Raw genomic sequence first — 14,352 nt, forward strand, 5'->3', positions numbered from 1 at the left:
TGTTTTTGTTGATCCGCACAACCAAGCATATTAAAAATGGATTTGATGACGGTTTTGCTCAACAATACTTAACCAAGCGCGTGTTGCAGGACTCATCGCGACACTGCTATTCCAAGCCATATTTAGAGTCCAATTTAGAGTGGGTTTAACCAATCTTGAAATATTATATTTATTTAAATCCAGTTGCTCACAATACATCTGTGGCAATAAAGCGATGCCCATATTGGACTCAATCATTTTTGCAATAAACTCCCATTGACTACTTTTACATACCACTTTGGGCTCAAAACCAACACTATTAGCAGCTTTAATAATCATACTGTTTAAAGTAAAGGTATCTGAAAATAATAAAAATGACTCTTCTTTTAATTCACTTAAAGCCACCGTGGCTTTATTTTTCCAATGCGATTCTTTAATCGATAATAAACACATCGGAGAATCTACCAAAGGAATTGCTTGAAAACTCGGTCTTAAATTGGAAAGCAAAATACCGACATCAATACTTTTATCTGCCAAGGCTTCATCAATCCCATTGGCACCGACTTCTAAGAAACTCAGTTGTATATCGGGATACTGTTTGTGAAACAACGCAATTAAGGAACTAAATAATACTGAACCTAAGGGAGGTAGACCCAAGGTTAAAGTCCCTGTTTGAAGCTGTTTAACCTGTGCTACCGTATCATAAAGACGCATTTCTTCTTTGAGTATCTTTAAAGCATGTTGATAAATTAATTCACCACTATAGGTGAGCGCCACATCCCGTTTACGCTTGGCTTCTCCTTTTTTAAATAATGCCTCTCCAAGTTCATCCTCCAGTGCTTTAATGCTTTTACTAATACTCGGCTGCGTCAGAAACAAACGCTCCGCAGCAAGGCTAAAACTCTGACACTCAACGACTTCAACAAAGATTCTTAAACTTTTTAAATCCACACATTCGCCTCAATTGATTATGCCTAATCAGAATAATCTTGATTAAATTATTCATAATTTAACATAAACTTTGGGCTTAAAATAAGGCATCTCCTTCAATAGCAGTGCCAAAATGTTAAATAGCCCACTGGGGCAAAGCCTCAGACATAGCCATTATCTCAAAGTCAGTTTACAAATTGGTCTATTATTTTTGTTTTGGTGGATGGGTTGCTATGTTCAAGCCTTTTTTCATCTTCCTGTTTCTGGTGCAGTCGTTGGTTTATTTTTAGTATTAATCGCTCTGCTTACGGGGCTGATTAAATTACATTGGATTAAACGAGGTGCTGACTTTATTTTGGCTGAGTTGGTTTTATTTTTTATTCCTTGCTTTGTCGCAGTATTAAAGTACAAAGATCTATTTCTAAGTGAAGGCTGGCAATTGTTGGTCGCAGTTGCAATTGGAACCATCTGTGTCATGGTCACCACGGCTTATAGTGTTTACCTAGGCTTTAAACTGGAACAGAAACTAAAAGCACATTTTACGCCATCAGACCCTGACGCAATACATCATGGTGGGCATTAATCATGGCTCTGATTTCATTTTTATGTGTAGTGGTCACAGTATTACTTTACCTCATCGCCAAAAAAATCTACCGTAAATATCCTTATTTACTGTTATCCCCTGCACTCTTTACGCCCATTGTTTTGATTATCCTCTTGCTGATCACCCATATCTCTTATGATACTTATATGTATGAAGCACAGTGGATTGTTTGGATGCTTGGTCCGGCAACAGTGGCTTTTGCGATCCCTATTTATGAATATCGTCAGATTATTAAACAGCACGTACTTGCCATCAGTATGGGGATTGTCATTGGTATGCTCACAGGCATGATTAGCTCATTTTATTTGGCAGCATTATTTCACTTTGATCAAACGACCACCTATAGTTTAATGGCGCGCTCTATTTCCACACCGTTTGCCATGGAATTAACCCGTCATATTGGTGGTTCAGTAGAACTGGTCATTTTATTTACCATGATTACCGGTGTCGTCGGTATATTAATCGGTGACAGTGTATTGGCAGCAATTCGTTTAAAATCACATTTTGCGCTCGGTGCATCTTTGGGCAATGCCGCACATGGTTTTGGTACATCCAAAGCTTATTCGCGCCATCGTGAACAAGGTGTGATTGCCAGTTTAACCATGGTTCTGGCCGGGGTATTTATGGTGTTGGTTGGCCCCTTCTTGGTACATATTATTGTAAAAGTATTGTCTTAATTGGTTTGATCGTTCAGTACAGCCTATAAAGATACTGTTATGGCAAGGGATTGCCCATGCACAATGCTTGCACTGCAAAATAGAAATATAGCAATTTCAAGTAGAAAAAATCATTTGATTGTATATAAAAGTTTAAACAATCCGACCCGCCCAATAATTTCCGATACAATCAGCCGATATATAAATCAGAAATAGGGGTATATTTTGCTAGATGACTTGAAATTTATCCAGATATTTAAGCACTGGTTAGACCAATATCCATGGCTAGAAATGTTCGTTCATTTAGCTATTTTAATTTTACTGGCAATGCTCGCCAACTTTGTTGCCAAGCACATTGTGGTTCGTGGCATACGCAGTCTGATTAATCGTTTTAAATTTAAAAATACGCCTATTTTCGCACAACATAGTGTTATTCGACGTATTGCCAATATCGTACCTGCGGTCATTATTTTAAATGGTATCAGTACCGTCCCGCATCTTACTGCTAAATTAGTCGATTTAGTGCAGTTATTTGCCCAAGCATTTATTATTCTGACCATTGCACTGAGTATAAGTGAATTACTCAATGTCTTTAATTTGATGTATCAGAAAAATGCAAAATCACGCGACAAACCTATTAAAGGCTACTTACAGTTAATCAAACTGCTGGTATTTATTGTCTGCACATTATTGATTGTTGGAACCTTCCTGAAAAAAGATATTTTCACTCTATTGGCAGGTTTTGGTGCCATGGCGGCAGTATTGATGTTGGTATTCCAAAATACCATTCTATCTTTGGTGGCCTCAGTACAAATTGCATCCTATGACATGGTTCGCATTGGTGACTGGATTGAAATGCCAAGCCTCAATGCCGATGGAACTGTGGTCGATATGTCCCTCCACACCGTTACCGTTGAGAATTTTGATCGCACCTTTACCACCATACCGACCAATAAACTGGTGGTCGATACCTTTAAAAACTGGCGCGGCATGTTTGATGCTGGCGTACGTCGTATTAAGCGTTCCATTTTTATTGATCAAACCAGTGTCCATCTGTTAACGCAACAAGAAATTGAGAAATTGCGTGAATTGGTGATTTTGAATCCATATCTTGATGAGAAACAAGCAGAATTAGAGCAGTTTAATCAACAGTTTTCTGCGCAGTCACATTGGAATATGCGTCAATTGACCAATATCGGAACATTTCGTGCCTATATCAAATTATATTTGGCACAACATCCCGGCATTGCTGAAACCCAAACCTTGATGGTACGTCAATTACAGCCAACAGCGGAAGGCATTCCCTTAGAAATCTATGCCTTTACCAATAACACAGCATGGGTCGCATATGAAGGCATTCAAGCAGATATTTTTGATCATATTTTGGCTATTGCACCATATTTTTCAATCCGCATTTACCAAGCGCCATCTGGTAGTGATGTCAAATCCTTAGCATTGGCTCCACATACAACTGCGCCGAATGTCTAATCAGCAAACATACCTGCTACGCTGACGGATCACTTGATCGCCATCAATAGACCAAGTCTTATCGAGACTTGGTCTATTGACAATGGGCAGGCCTATTTGCTTTTAGCGATATAAACAGTGCGGCAATTGAATTTGTTTCAGGGCACGACGATGTTGTTGAAAATCGGCATCATGCCGCGCCACTTCAGCCCAAAACGCTGGGCTATGATCAAAATGACGCGTATGCGCTAACTCGTGTACACAAACATAGCGCACTAATTTTTCAGGCAACAAAACCAAACTGGCATTGAGCATAATGGCATGACGTTGACTACAACTGCCCCAACGGGTTTTGACCAAACGAATATTACACCGCTGATAATGGATAGCACATTGTTGAGCGACCTGTTGTAGATAGCCCGCTAAATATTTTTTAGCATATGCTAAAACAAAGTTACGAAAATGCAGCGTCACAGCTTGATCATTCACATATAAAATCTGCTGCTCTACGTCGAGCTGCCAGGTTTTTAGGGTAGAGACCGCTTGAATATGGAAGCGCTGCTCAGCATTTTGACGATTAAATAAGGTGAAATGATCTGGCGATGTTTGTGTATTGAGTTTGGCTTGTTGCTGAGCCCAAACCCGTGCTAACCATTGTTGATGTTGCGCCAAAAACTGCTGGATCTGTTGATCATGACAGAATTTAGGCACGGTTAAACGAATACTATGCGCATCAACCCGCAAGCGCATATGTTTAGCGCTTGCATGGCGAACAATCTTAATTTCTGGCTGTACAATCAGACTTTGCATTCTATTCTATAACGGCTGTACGTTCCTCAATGCCGTGATCTGTTGCCACTATCGCTAAATCTGCTTTATTGATCGCAAAAATACCGTTAGTAACAACGCCGGGAATATCATTGATGCTTTTTTCAAGTTCTAAGGCATTGAGGATACTTAGATTATAGACATCTAGAATGACATTAGCATTGTCAGTCACAACCCCTTCACGATATGCAGGATCTCCCCCCATTGCAACCAATTTACGCGCAACGGCAGAGCGAGCCATCGGAATAACTTCTACGGGTAACGGAAAATCACGTCCTAACTGACTCACCCATTTAGAGTCGTCTACAATACAGATAAATTTTTTCGCAATAGATGCTACGATTTTTTCCCGTGTCAATGCTGCGCCACCACCTTTAATCATATGTAAGTGACGATCAATTTCATCTGCGCCATCCACATAGGCATCTAAACCACCCACATGGTTCATATCGACCACATCAATGCCGAGTTTTTTCAGGCGTTGTGCTGTTGCTTCAGAACTCGCAACAGCTGCTTCTAACTGTAGTTCAGGTAATAAGTCAATCAGAAAGTTTACTGTACTCCCTGTGCCCACTCCCAAAATCCCCCCTTTGGGTAAATGTTTTAAAGCGGCTTCTGCAGCTGCTTGTTTTTTTTGATCTTGGGTCGTATATAAAGCCATGGCCTATCACTCGTTTAATTTCATTCATTTTGCATTTCCGTGCAAATTTAGCACGACAAATAGCAAGCTTTTGTTACAATGGAACGCTATTTTAAACTGTTAAATGGAAAATGAACATGCTGTCTCGTTTGGTTCGACAAATTTTACAAGCAACGGTCTATGATGTTGCAATCGAAACTCCACTCGAAGCAGCGCCACGAATTAGTCAAAAACTCAACAATACCATTCGTTTCAAGCGAGAAGACTTGCAACCGGTTTTTTCTTTTAAGCTACGCGGTGCCTATAACCGTATTAGCCAATTGCCAAAATCTCAGTTGCAACGTGGCGTTATTACGGCTTCAGCAGGTAACCATGCTCAAGGTGTGGCACTGTCTGGGAAAAAACTGGGTATTCGTGCAGTGATTGTCATGCCGAAAACAACACCCGACATTAAAGTACAAGCTGTGCGCCAACTCGGTGGTGAAGTCATTTTACATGGCGATTCTTTTGACATTGCCAATACTTTCGCCATTCAAAAGGCTGAACAAGAAGGTTTAACGTTTATTCCCCCTTATGACGATGAATTGGTCATTGCCGGTCAAGGCACCATTGCCAATGAAATTTTAAGACAATGGCGTGATGTAGACTACGTCTTTGTTGCTGTGGGTGGCGGTGGGCTGATTGCAGGAGTTGCTGCATATTTAGGTGAGGTTGCCCCGCATGTCAAAGTCATTCCCGTTGAATATGACGAGTCTGCGTGCTTAAAAGCTGCCTTCGAAACCCAACAACGTGTTGTATTGCCACATGTTGGTTTATTTGCAGATGGTACAGCCGTCGCACAAATTGGTGCCAAACCTTTTGAAGTACTGCAATTGATGAAGTCAGATCGCTCAGGTCCCATCGTGGAACCCAATGTCGTTTTGGTCAATACCGATGAAATTTGTGCAGCCATCAAAGATACCTTTGATGAAAATCGCAGCATCGTAGAACCCTCTGGTGCAATGGCATTGGCAGGCATTAAAAAATATGTTGCTCAACAAGGTATCCGTGATAAAAATATCGTGTCGATCATCTGCGGCGCAAATATGAATTTTGACCGACTTCGTTATATTGCTGAACGTACCGAGTTAGGCGAACGTCGTGAAGCCATTTTTGCTGTCACCATTCCAGAAACCAAAGGGGCCTTCCTCGCATTCTGTCGTACCTTACAAGGACGTAATATTACCGAGTTTAACTATCGTGCTTCTGCATCAAATGAAGCCCATGTTTTTGTGGGTATTAGTTTAAAATTTGGTGAAAAAGAACGTTTAGAGATCTTTGAAACCCTACAAGCGAAATATCAAGTCGATGATCTTTCTGATGATGAAGTTGCAAAGCTGCATATTCGTTATCTGATTGGTGGTCATGCTAAAATTGCCAATGAACGCTTATTCCGTGTGGAATTCCCAGAACGCCCAGGGGCATTATTAACCTTCTTAGAACGTCTAGGACCTAACCACAATATTTCACTGTTCCATTACCGTAACCATGGTGCAGCAGAAGGTCGGGTTTTGGTAGGACTTGAAGCAACCGATGCGCAGCAAAATCCAGATGGTCTCATTGAGACATTACAAAGCATCGATTATCCGTTTGAAGAAATTTCAAACAACTTAGGCTATTTACGTTTTTTAAAGTAAAACAGTCGACTTAAAAAGCATCTTTACAGAAAAATGAGCCCTTATCGGCTCATTTTTTATGATTCACATAATTTTTCCGCTTACACAATAATCACACTCGCGCTGTAAAAATTCATTTTTTTACTGAATTTTGAACTTTTAGTGCAAATCTCCAAAGCCAATAAAATAAAGTTGAATGGAAAAATATAAATAATATATTGATATAAAATAACTTTTATCAGATTTATCCGTTCAAAATTTAAGTTACAAAACTATCACATAAAAACCGTGCAAATGTTACAGTACGTAAAATTATTTTTGTGCTTGAATCGTGCTCCTGAAATGGAAACATAACATCTGGGAAAGATGTCACAAGCATAAAGCTGAAGGATGAAGGATTTATGAGTCAACTCAATCCAACGTTAATAACGTTTATATTTTATATCGTGGCCATGGTCCTAATCGGACTTTACGCCTACAAAGCTACAAATGATTTTTCTGATTATATTTTAGGTGGTCGTAGTCTAGGTAGTTTAGTCACAGCCTTATCCGCTGGGGCATCTGACATGAGTGGTTGGTTATTGATGGGGCTACCCGGCGCCATTTATTTATCCGGTCTCACAGAAGCTTGGATTGCCATCGGTTTGACTGTAGGTGCATGGTTAAACTGGATTTTTGTTGCGGGTCGTCTACGCGTTCACACTGAAATTCAACACAATGCCTTGACCCTACCCGACTATTTTGCCAGCCGTTTTTCCGATCATAAACGGATATTACGGGTTATTTCGGCCTTGGTCATTTTAATCTTCTTCGCGATTTACTGTGCATCTGGTATGGTCGCTGGCGCACAACTCTTCAAAAGTATTTTTGGTATTTCTTATACCACTGCGCTGTGGATTAGTGCTATTGCCACAATCAGTTATGTCTGTATCGGTGGCTTCCTGGCGATCAGTTGGACGGATACTTTTCAAGCTGGTTTGATGATTTTTGCCTTGTTAATCACACCGATTATGGCGTATCTGGCGATTGGCGATAATCACCATCAAGTGACAATGATCATTGCATCTGCTCGCCCCGATGCCAATGCTTTATTTTCTGGTATCAGTGGTATCGCGATTTTATCTGCAGTTGCCTGGGGCTTAGGCTATTTTGGTCAACCGCATATTTTGGTCCGTTTCATGGCTGCCGAATCGGTACGCGCTATTCCGGCTGCACGCCGTATTGCCATGACATGGATGATTCTCTGTTTAGGTGGTGCCGTTGCTGTCGGTTATATCGGTATTGCTTACTTTAAGATTCATCCAGAGTTAGCCGCTGCCGTGAATGCCAATCCTGAAACCATTTTTATGGAATTTACTAAAATTCTATTTAATCCATGGATTGCAGGTGTGGTCTTGGCCGGTATTTTGGCTGCAGTGATGAGTACGCTCAGCTGTCAACTTTTGGTCTGCTCAAGTACCTTGACTGAAGATTTATACAAACCCTTTATTCGTAAGAATGCTTCACAAAAAGAACTGGTTTGGGTCGGTCGCTTCATGGTCTTGGCGGTATCGATTTTGGCAATATTTTTGGCGAGTAATCCAGACAGCAAAGTCTTGAGCTTAGTCGCTTATGCTTGGGCTGGTTTTGGTGCTGCTTTTGGACCATTGATCATCATCTCACTCTTGTGGAAACGCATGACCCTCAATGCTGCTATTGTTGGTATGGTGGTCGGTGCTGCAACGGTGATTATCTGGAAAAATACGCTGGATCATTTAGGGATCTATGAAATTATTCCTGGTTTCTTATTTTCTAGTATTGCAATTTTTGTGGTGAGCTTAATCGACAAAGCCCCTGCTGCTGACGTACAACAACGTTTTGAAGAAGCAGATCAACGTTATAAAGCTGAAATCGCTGCCATGAAAACTGGTCAATAACCCTCAATCCCCCCTTGCTCAAACCCGATGTTGTCTCGCTGCAACATCGGGTTTTTTAGCTATTGCCAGACAGTTTTTTTGTGCTATTGGTACGCGCATATTTTAAATTAATTTGCGTACTTTCCTTGATCACTTCCATCACTGGATAACTGCGGGTTTCTTTGATCCCAGGCAATTGCCATAAAATCTGCCCAGAAATTTTGCGGAATTCTTCCATATTTTGACAGCGAATTTTAATCAGAAAATCAAAGCCTCCACTGGTCATATGACACTCTACAATTTCTGAATAATGTAAAATCGCATCGGAAAAAGCTTCTAATACATTGGGCGTGGTCTTATCTAATAAGACTTCCACAAAAACCACAAAACTGCGTTTTAGCAGTTTGGGATTGAGTTTGGCCTGATAAGACAAGATATAACCATCACGACTCAGTTTCTGCACCCGTGCCAATACTGCGGTTGGCGAAAGATTGACTTCCTCGGCCAATTTAGCATTGGAGATACGCCCATCATTCTGTAGTAAATCTAAAATTTTAATATCGATACGGTCTAGAACGTGCATTGGGAGACTCTATGAATAATCCACTAAATTTTACCTGAATTATAGTGAGATATTCAGCATTTTTTTTGTCATGATTCAGAAAATTCAGTATAGAACAGCAAAAAATACGTTTTACAGGACGCAATGAACATGACGGATATGACAGCAGACCTTGAAAATTCTGAAAATCAACAAGATATTTTTAAGAACGACGCTATTACCACCTTCCACACGGCAAATGAGGCTGAACGTGAGCTGAATCGCGCTTGGCGTCGTGCTGAGCCAGAATGTGTCGAAACACTGCTGAATGCCAGCGCAATACCAGATGAAATCAATCAACGTATTCACGATCTTGCCTTAGAGCTATCACATCAATTACGTGATCAAAAAAGTGCTTCGGGTAAATCTGGCATCGTACAGGGCTTATTACAAGAATTTTCGCTCAGTTCCCAAGAAGGGATCGCCCTCATGTGCCTGGCCGAAGCGCTGTTGCGTATTCCCGACCAAGCCACACGTGATCTATTGATTCGAGACAAGATTAATCAAGGAAATTGGAAAGAACACGTTGGTCAAAGTAGCATGATGTTTGTCAATGCAGCCGCTTGGGGTTTAATGCTGACAGGCAAACTCATGGAAACCCCCAAACAAAAATCATTATCCAGCATGCTGACGGGTCTACTAGAACGCTGTGGTCGTGGTGTTATACGTAAAGCGGTAGATAGTGCGATGCGTATGATGGGCGAGCAATTTGTTACTGGCGAAACCATCGATGAAGCACTGAGAAATGCTAAAGCACTTGAAGCCAAAGGATTTCGCTATTCTTATGACATGTTAGGTGAAGCAGCACTCACAGAACAAGATGCCGATCGTTATTACCAAGACTATCTCAATGCCATTCACGCCATTGGCAAAGCCTCTCATAGCGAAGACGAATATAGCGGTCCCGGGATTTCAATCAAATTATCAGCATTACATCCACGCTATCAACGCGCCCAAGTCACGCGTGTGCTGGATGAGCTTTATGCGAAAGTTTTGGAATTGGCTAAGCTTGCCAAGCATTATCGGATTGGTTTAAACATTGATGCTGAAGAAACTGAGCGCCTAGAACTCTCTTTACAACTGCTAGAACGCCTGTGTTTTGAAGAACAATTGGCAGGTTGGAAAGGTATAGGCTTTGTGATCCAAGCCTATCAAAAACGTTGTTTCTATTTGGTCGATTATATTGTTGATCTCGCAAAACGCAGCCAAAAACGCTTAATGATTCGTTTGGTTAAAGGTGCTTATTGGGATAGTGAAATCAAAAAAGCCCAAATAGATGGCATGGCAGATTATCCAGTCTTTACCCGTAAAGTGCATACCGATTTATCTTATATTGCTTGTGCTAAAAAATTATTGGCGGCACCTGAACAAGTTTATCCGCAGTTTGCAACGCATAATGCCTTGAGTATGGCAACGATTTATAACTTGGCCGATCCTGCCAAATATTACCCAGGTCAATATGAGTTCCAATGCCTACATGGTATGGGTGAAGCACTCTATCAACATGTGGTGGGCAGCAAGTCAGAGCATAAATTGGGCGTACCATGTCGAATTTATGCGCCTGTGGGCAACCATGAAACACTACTCGCCTATCTGGTTCGCCGCCTACTTGAAAATGGTGCCAATAGTTCTTTTGTCAACCAAATTGCCGATAAAAATATGGATCTGGAAAAATTAATCCAAGATCCACGTCAACACATTTTAGCAGCGGCTCAAACGGATCATCATGTCGTAGGTGCAATGCACCCAGCATTGGCATTGCCAAAAGATTTATATGGTACAACCCGTGTCAACTCGCATGGCATAGATTTAGCCAACGACGTCGACCTCAAACAGCTCAATGAATATGCACAACGTTGGTCTAAACAACTATGGGCTGCTGGTGCTATGGGGCTGGGCTTGAGCGAATTAGCTGATCCTCAACTTGCAGTCTCCATTCGCAATCCTGCCTTGCATTCGGATCTTGTCGGTGAGGTCATTGAAAGCAATAGCGCACAAATCAATCAGGCGCTCGACAATGCAGAAGCAGCGCAAATTGCATGGTCACAACGTCCTAAAAATGAACGTGCTGCCTGCTTACAACGTGCCGCCGATCTGATGCAACAACATCTCTTGCATCTGTTGGTATTACTCAGTCGTGAAAGTGGTAAAACCTATGCCAATGGCATAGCAGAAGTGCGCGAAGCCATAGACTTTCTACGTTATTATGCAGCGCAAATCATTGCACTGGATGCCGATACAAAAATCGAATCTCTGGGTACAGTACTGTGTATCAGCCCATGGAACTTCCCATTGGCGATCTTCAGTGGGCAAGTGGCTGCCGCTTTGGTGGCAGGCAATAGCGTCATTGCCAAACCAGCCGAACAAACACCTTTGGTTGCGGCCTTGGCGGTGGACTTATTCTGGCAAGCTGGTATTCCACAAGATATTTTGCAGCTATTGCCTGGTGATGGCGAGAAAGTCGGTGCTCAGCTGACCAAAGATCCTCGTATTCAAGGCATTATGTTTACTGGATCGACAGAAGTTGCCAAAATTTTACAAAGAACCTTGGCACAACGTGTCAGCCGTTTTGGTCAATCCATTCCGCTTATTGCCGAAACGGGTGGACAAAATGCCATGATTGTTGACTCATCGGCATTGACTGAACAAGTGGTGTTAGATGTGGTCAACTCCGCCTTTGATAGTGCTGGTCAACGTTGCTCTGCGCTACGTATTCTATGCGTACAAGAAGATAATGCCGATAGCGTGATTAATATGCTGAAAGGCGCGATGCAGCAATTAAAAGTAGGTCAGCCTTATTATCTCAATACAGATATTGGTCCAGTGATTGACCAAGAAGCGCAAATCAATATTCAAAATCATATCGATAAAATGCAAGCCAAAGGCTATAAAGTTGAGCAATTGGCTGCAAATGTTGATGATGTAGCACTCGCTGATGGTACCTTTATTTATCCGACCCTGATTGAGTTACCGCATTTAGACGATCTCAAACGTGAAGTTTTTGGTCCTGTTCTGCATGTCATTCGTTATAAACAAGGTCAATTAGATAACCTATTAAAGCAAATTAATGATAAAGGCTATGGTTTGACCATGGGCTTACATACCCGCATTGACGATACCATTCAAACCGTGGTCGACAATGCTGAGGTGGGCAATCTCTACATCAACCGTAATATTGTTGGTGCAGTTGTTGGAGTACAACCCTTTGGGGGCGAAGGATTATCTGGTACTGGTCCGAAAGCAGGTGGTCCACTGTACATCTATCGTTTAATGCATGCTTGCAATCATAAACAACTTGATCCACTTTTTGCGACCAAAATGTTTAATCCAAAACACCCCTTACCCAAAGCCTATGATCAATTGTTGCAATGGTGCCAACAACATGTGCCAACGCTTCAGTTAAAAGCAACCGCTTTGCCTGTGGGTCAAGTGATGATTTTACAAGGGCCAACTGGTGAAGATAACCAATATTTACTACTAGCCCGACCAAAAATTTTATGTCTCGCGACCGACAAGCAAGATTTACTCTATCAAATCAGTCTTGCACTACAGATTTCAGCTGAAATTGTCTTATTGAAATCCTGCAAAGTCAGTCAAGATCTGGTTGCACATTTACCCGATGCACTGTTGCAACAGATTAGAATGATTGATGACCTAGAAAGAGATCACTTTGATGCGGTGCTTCACCATGGCTCTGAGGAACAGTTACTGGCACTACAAAAGACCATTGCCGACCGTCAAGGTGCGATTATCGCTATTCATCATCAGCACCTTAGTCAGCACGACATTGCCATCGAACGTTTGGTTTTTGAACGGGCAACCAGTATTAATACTGCGGCTGCAGGCGGCAATGCCAGTCTGATGGCTTTAAGCTAAGCCCTATCACATAAGCAAACACGTAGTGCAGTATAAGCATTTATTTATACTGCACTATTTTTTTATCGATGATTTTCTACACAAATCTGCTTAAAATCTTTATACTGGTGTTTGATTTATTTCTATGCATATCTATATATAACAATCAACAAGGATCAAACAGCAATGCAAAGTCTATATGATCATCAACAACCGCATCTTGCACAGTTTCATATCAAAGACCAACAAATTTTCCGCACCCAACAACACCAAGAAGGTTATTTGCCTTTAGCCCAATACCACATTCGTAATCATTTGATCTACCGTACCGTGACGCATCGTGATGGCTTTTTAGCGCTACCACAGTATGAAATTCGTAATAACCAAGTTTTTCGCACCGTACACCATGCCACTCCCTATAGCCCATATCCGGTATTCGATATACGCTAAACTGCACTTCATCCGATTATGACGTTTCTATTGTAAATATCACCCTGTCCCAGTCTTTATTTCGCATGTGTTCTTTATTTCACATGTGCTATAGATAAAGACTGGAATTTTGAATGCCGACGAAAAATGAGAAAAACGAACCACTGGCTAGGTCTGTGGGCACATCGGCAGCATCAACCCATTTAGATACCTTCTGAGGGATATACAGCCAGTGCCACCACAGACAATGCCATCATTGCACCATTCATCACTACGGGATTAAATGCTGCAACCAAACTACTTGGCATCAGCATCACCATTAAAACCAGAAGACCGCATAACCCGAAAATACTCAAATAATGCATAAAGCGATGGCGGATAAAAATAATAGCTAAACCAAATAATATTTCGATGACGCCACTGGCTTGCCCTGCCCATGTCGCCTGCTGTACCGATAAACCCAACCATTGCCATACAGCAATCTCTACGGGATTCGTAAAAATTAATTTCGGCAATAAACCTTGATAAACCCATAATGCCGCCAGCATATAATTGATCAATTTTAATATCTGTTGCTGTGGCATAGCTTTTTGCCTATATCAGAAGAATCATCATGTTGGTCAAATTAATGCGCCGCGACTTTTTTGTCAATTTTTTATCCATAATCAGATACATCTCGCAGATATTCCAGCAACAATATTTGCCAAACGGTCGAGTATCTGGTGTCTCGTTCAAAAAAAATGAGGGCTGATGAATCAGCCCTCATTGAGATCTAAGCACGGCGATCTAAGATTTCAACCATGCTCATGACGA

The 14,352-nt window shown here is 41.4% G+C and carries 12 protein-coding genes; 7 read left to right on the forward strand and 5 right to left on the reverse strand.

Features of this window, described 5'->3' with window-relative positions; all coding sequences use genetic code 11:
* Nucleotides 1–30: 30 nt before the first annotated feature.
* A complete protein-coding gene (locus BFG52_RS09285; protein ID WP_067555103.1) occupies nt 31–930 on the reverse strand; it encodes a LysR family transcriptional regulator in 900 nt (299 codons plus the stop codon).
* Nucleotides 931–1,042: 112 nt separating this feature from the next.
* Here BFG52_RS09285 and BFG52_RS09290 point away from each other — a divergent pair, with 112 nt between their 5' ends.
* The 3 genes from BFG52_RS09290 to BFG52_RS09300 all read left to right on the forward strand — a co-directional run bounded on the left by BFG52_RS09290 (nt 1,043) and on the right by BFG52_RS09300 (nt 3,657).
* A complete protein-coding gene (locus BFG52_RS09290) occupies nt 1,043–1,492 on the forward strand; it encodes a CidA/LrgA family protein (protein WP_067555106.1) in 450 nt (149 codons plus the stop codon).
* A gap of 2 nt (nt 1,493–1,494) precedes the next feature.
* Entirely contained in the window at nt 1,495–2,190 is a 696-nt protein-coding gene (locus BFG52_RS09295) for an LrgB family protein (RefSeq protein ID WP_067555109.1), read from the forward strand.
* 201 nt (nt 2,191–2,391) lie between these two features.
* On the forward strand, nt 2,392–3,657 hold the full coding sequence (locus BFG52_RS09300; RefSeq protein ID WP_067555112.1) for a mechanosensitive ion channel family protein: 1,266 nt from the start codon (nt 2,392–2,394) through the stop codon (nt 3,655–3,657).
* A gap of 102 nt (nt 3,658–3,759) precedes the next feature.
* Here BFG52_RS09300 and BFG52_RS09305 read toward each other — a convergent pair whose 3' ends face one another.
* The gene (locus tag BFG52_RS09305) at nt 3,760–4,446 is read right to left on the reverse strand and encodes a M48 family metallopeptidase (protein ID WP_067555115.1); all 687 of its coding nucleotides are present in this window, start codon (nt 4,444–4,446) and stop codon (nt 3,760–3,762) included.
* Nucleotide 4,447: 1 nt separating this feature from the next.
* On the reverse strand, nt 4,448–5,125 hold the full coding sequence (gene rpiA, locus BFG52_RS09310) for a ribose-5-phosphate isomerase RpiA (protein WP_067555118.1): 678 nt from the start codon (nt 5,123–5,125) through the stop codon (nt 4,448–4,450).
* A gap of 110 nt (nt 5,126–5,235) precedes the next feature.
* Between rpiA and ilvA the strand changes: the two genes are divergently transcribed.
* On the forward strand, nt 5,236–6,780 hold the full coding sequence (ilvA, locus tag BFG52_RS09315; protein ID WP_171257345.1) for a threonine ammonia-lyase, biosynthetic: 1,545 nt from the start codon (nt 5,236–5,238) through the stop codon (nt 6,778–6,780).
* Nucleotides 6,781–7,160: 380 nt separating this feature from the next.
* Nucleotides 7,161–8,675 (forward strand): sodium/proline symporter PutP, encoded by a 1,515-nt coding sequence (gene putP / locus BFG52_RS09320; RefSeq protein WP_067555124.1) that lies wholly within the window; start codon nt 7,161–7,163, stop codon nt 8,673–8,675.
* A gap of 55 nt (nt 8,676–8,730) precedes the next feature.
* On the opposite strand, the gene BFG52_RS09325 is transcribed toward putP, so the two are convergent.
* Entirely contained in the window at nt 8,731–9,237 is a 507-nt protein-coding gene (locus BFG52_RS09325; protein ID WP_067555127.1) for a winged helix-turn-helix transcriptional regulator, read from the reverse strand.
* A gap of 123 nt (nt 9,238–9,360) precedes the next feature.
* Here BFG52_RS09325 and putA point away from each other — a divergent pair, with 123 nt between their 5' ends.
* Together putA and BFG52_RS09335 are read left to right on the forward strand one after the other, a co-directional pair.
* The gene (gene putA / locus BFG52_RS09330; RefSeq protein WP_081408669.1) at nt 9,361–13,131 is read left to right on the forward strand and encodes a trifunctional transcriptional regulator/proline dehydrogenase/L-glutamate gamma-semialdehyde dehydrogenase; all 3,771 of its coding nucleotides are present in this window, start codon (nt 9,361–9,363) and stop codon (nt 13,129–13,131) included.
* A 165-nt stretch (nt 13,132–13,296) separates the two neighbouring features.
* Entirely contained in the window at nt 13,297–13,560 is a 264-nt protein-coding gene (locus BFG52_RS09335; protein WP_067555133.1) for a hypothetical protein, read from the forward strand.
* A gap of 182 nt (nt 13,561–13,742) precedes the next feature.
* Here the strand turns inward: BFG52_RS09335 and BFG52_RS09340 are convergent, their stop codons facing one another.
* A complete protein-coding gene (locus BFG52_RS09340; protein WP_067555136.1) occupies nt 13,743–14,123 on the reverse strand; it encodes a DoxX-like family protein in 381 nt (126 codons plus the stop codon).
* Nucleotides 14,124–14,352: the final 229 nt, after the last annotated feature.

This window comes from Acinetobacter larvae (assembly GCF_001704115.1).
Taxonomy (GTDB): Bacteria; Pseudomonadota; Gammaproteobacteria; order Pseudomonadales; family Moraxellaceae; genus Acinetobacter; species Acinetobacter larvae.

Excerpts from the sequence above, each read along its gene's own strand:
- BFG52_RS09290 (WP_067555106.1), top strand. The coding sequence starts at position 1,043 with ATGTTAAATAGCCCACTGGGGCAAAGCCTCAGACATAGCCATTATCTC.
- BFG52_RS09340 (WP_067555136.1), bottom strand. The coding sequence starts at position 14,123 with ATGCCACAGCAACAGATATTAAAATTGATCAATTATATGCTGGCGGCA.
- putP (WP_067555124.1), top strand. The coding sequence starts at position 7,161 with ATGAGTCAACTCAATCCAACGTTAATAACGTTTATATTTTATATCGTG.
- BFG52_RS09295 (WP_067555109.1), top strand. The coding sequence starts at position 1,495 with ATGGCTCTGATTTCATTTTTATGTGTAGTGGTCACAGTATTACTTTAC.
- ilvA (WP_171257345.1), top strand. The coding sequence starts at position 5,236 with ATGAACATGCTGTCTCGTTTGGTTCGACAAATTTTACAAGCAACGGTC.
- BFG52_RS09325 (WP_067555127.1), bottom strand. The coding sequence starts at position 9,237 with ATGCACGTTCTAGACCGTATCGATATTAAAATTTTAGATTTACTACAG.
- putA (WP_081408669.1), top strand. The coding sequence starts at position 9,361 with ATGAACATGACGGATATGACAGCAGACCTTGAAAATTCTGAAAATCAA.
- rpiA (WP_067555118.1), bottom strand. The coding sequence starts at position 5,125 with ATGGCTTTATATACGACCCAAGATCAAAAAAAACAAGCAGCTGCAGAA.
- BFG52_RS09305 (WP_067555115.1), bottom strand. The coding sequence starts at position 4,446 with ATGCAAAGTCTGATTGTACAGCCAGAAATTAAGATTGTTCGCCATGCA.
- BFG52_RS09335 (WP_067555133.1), top strand. The coding sequence starts at position 13,297 with ATGCAAAGTCTATATGATCATCAACAACCGCATCTTGCACAGTTTCAT.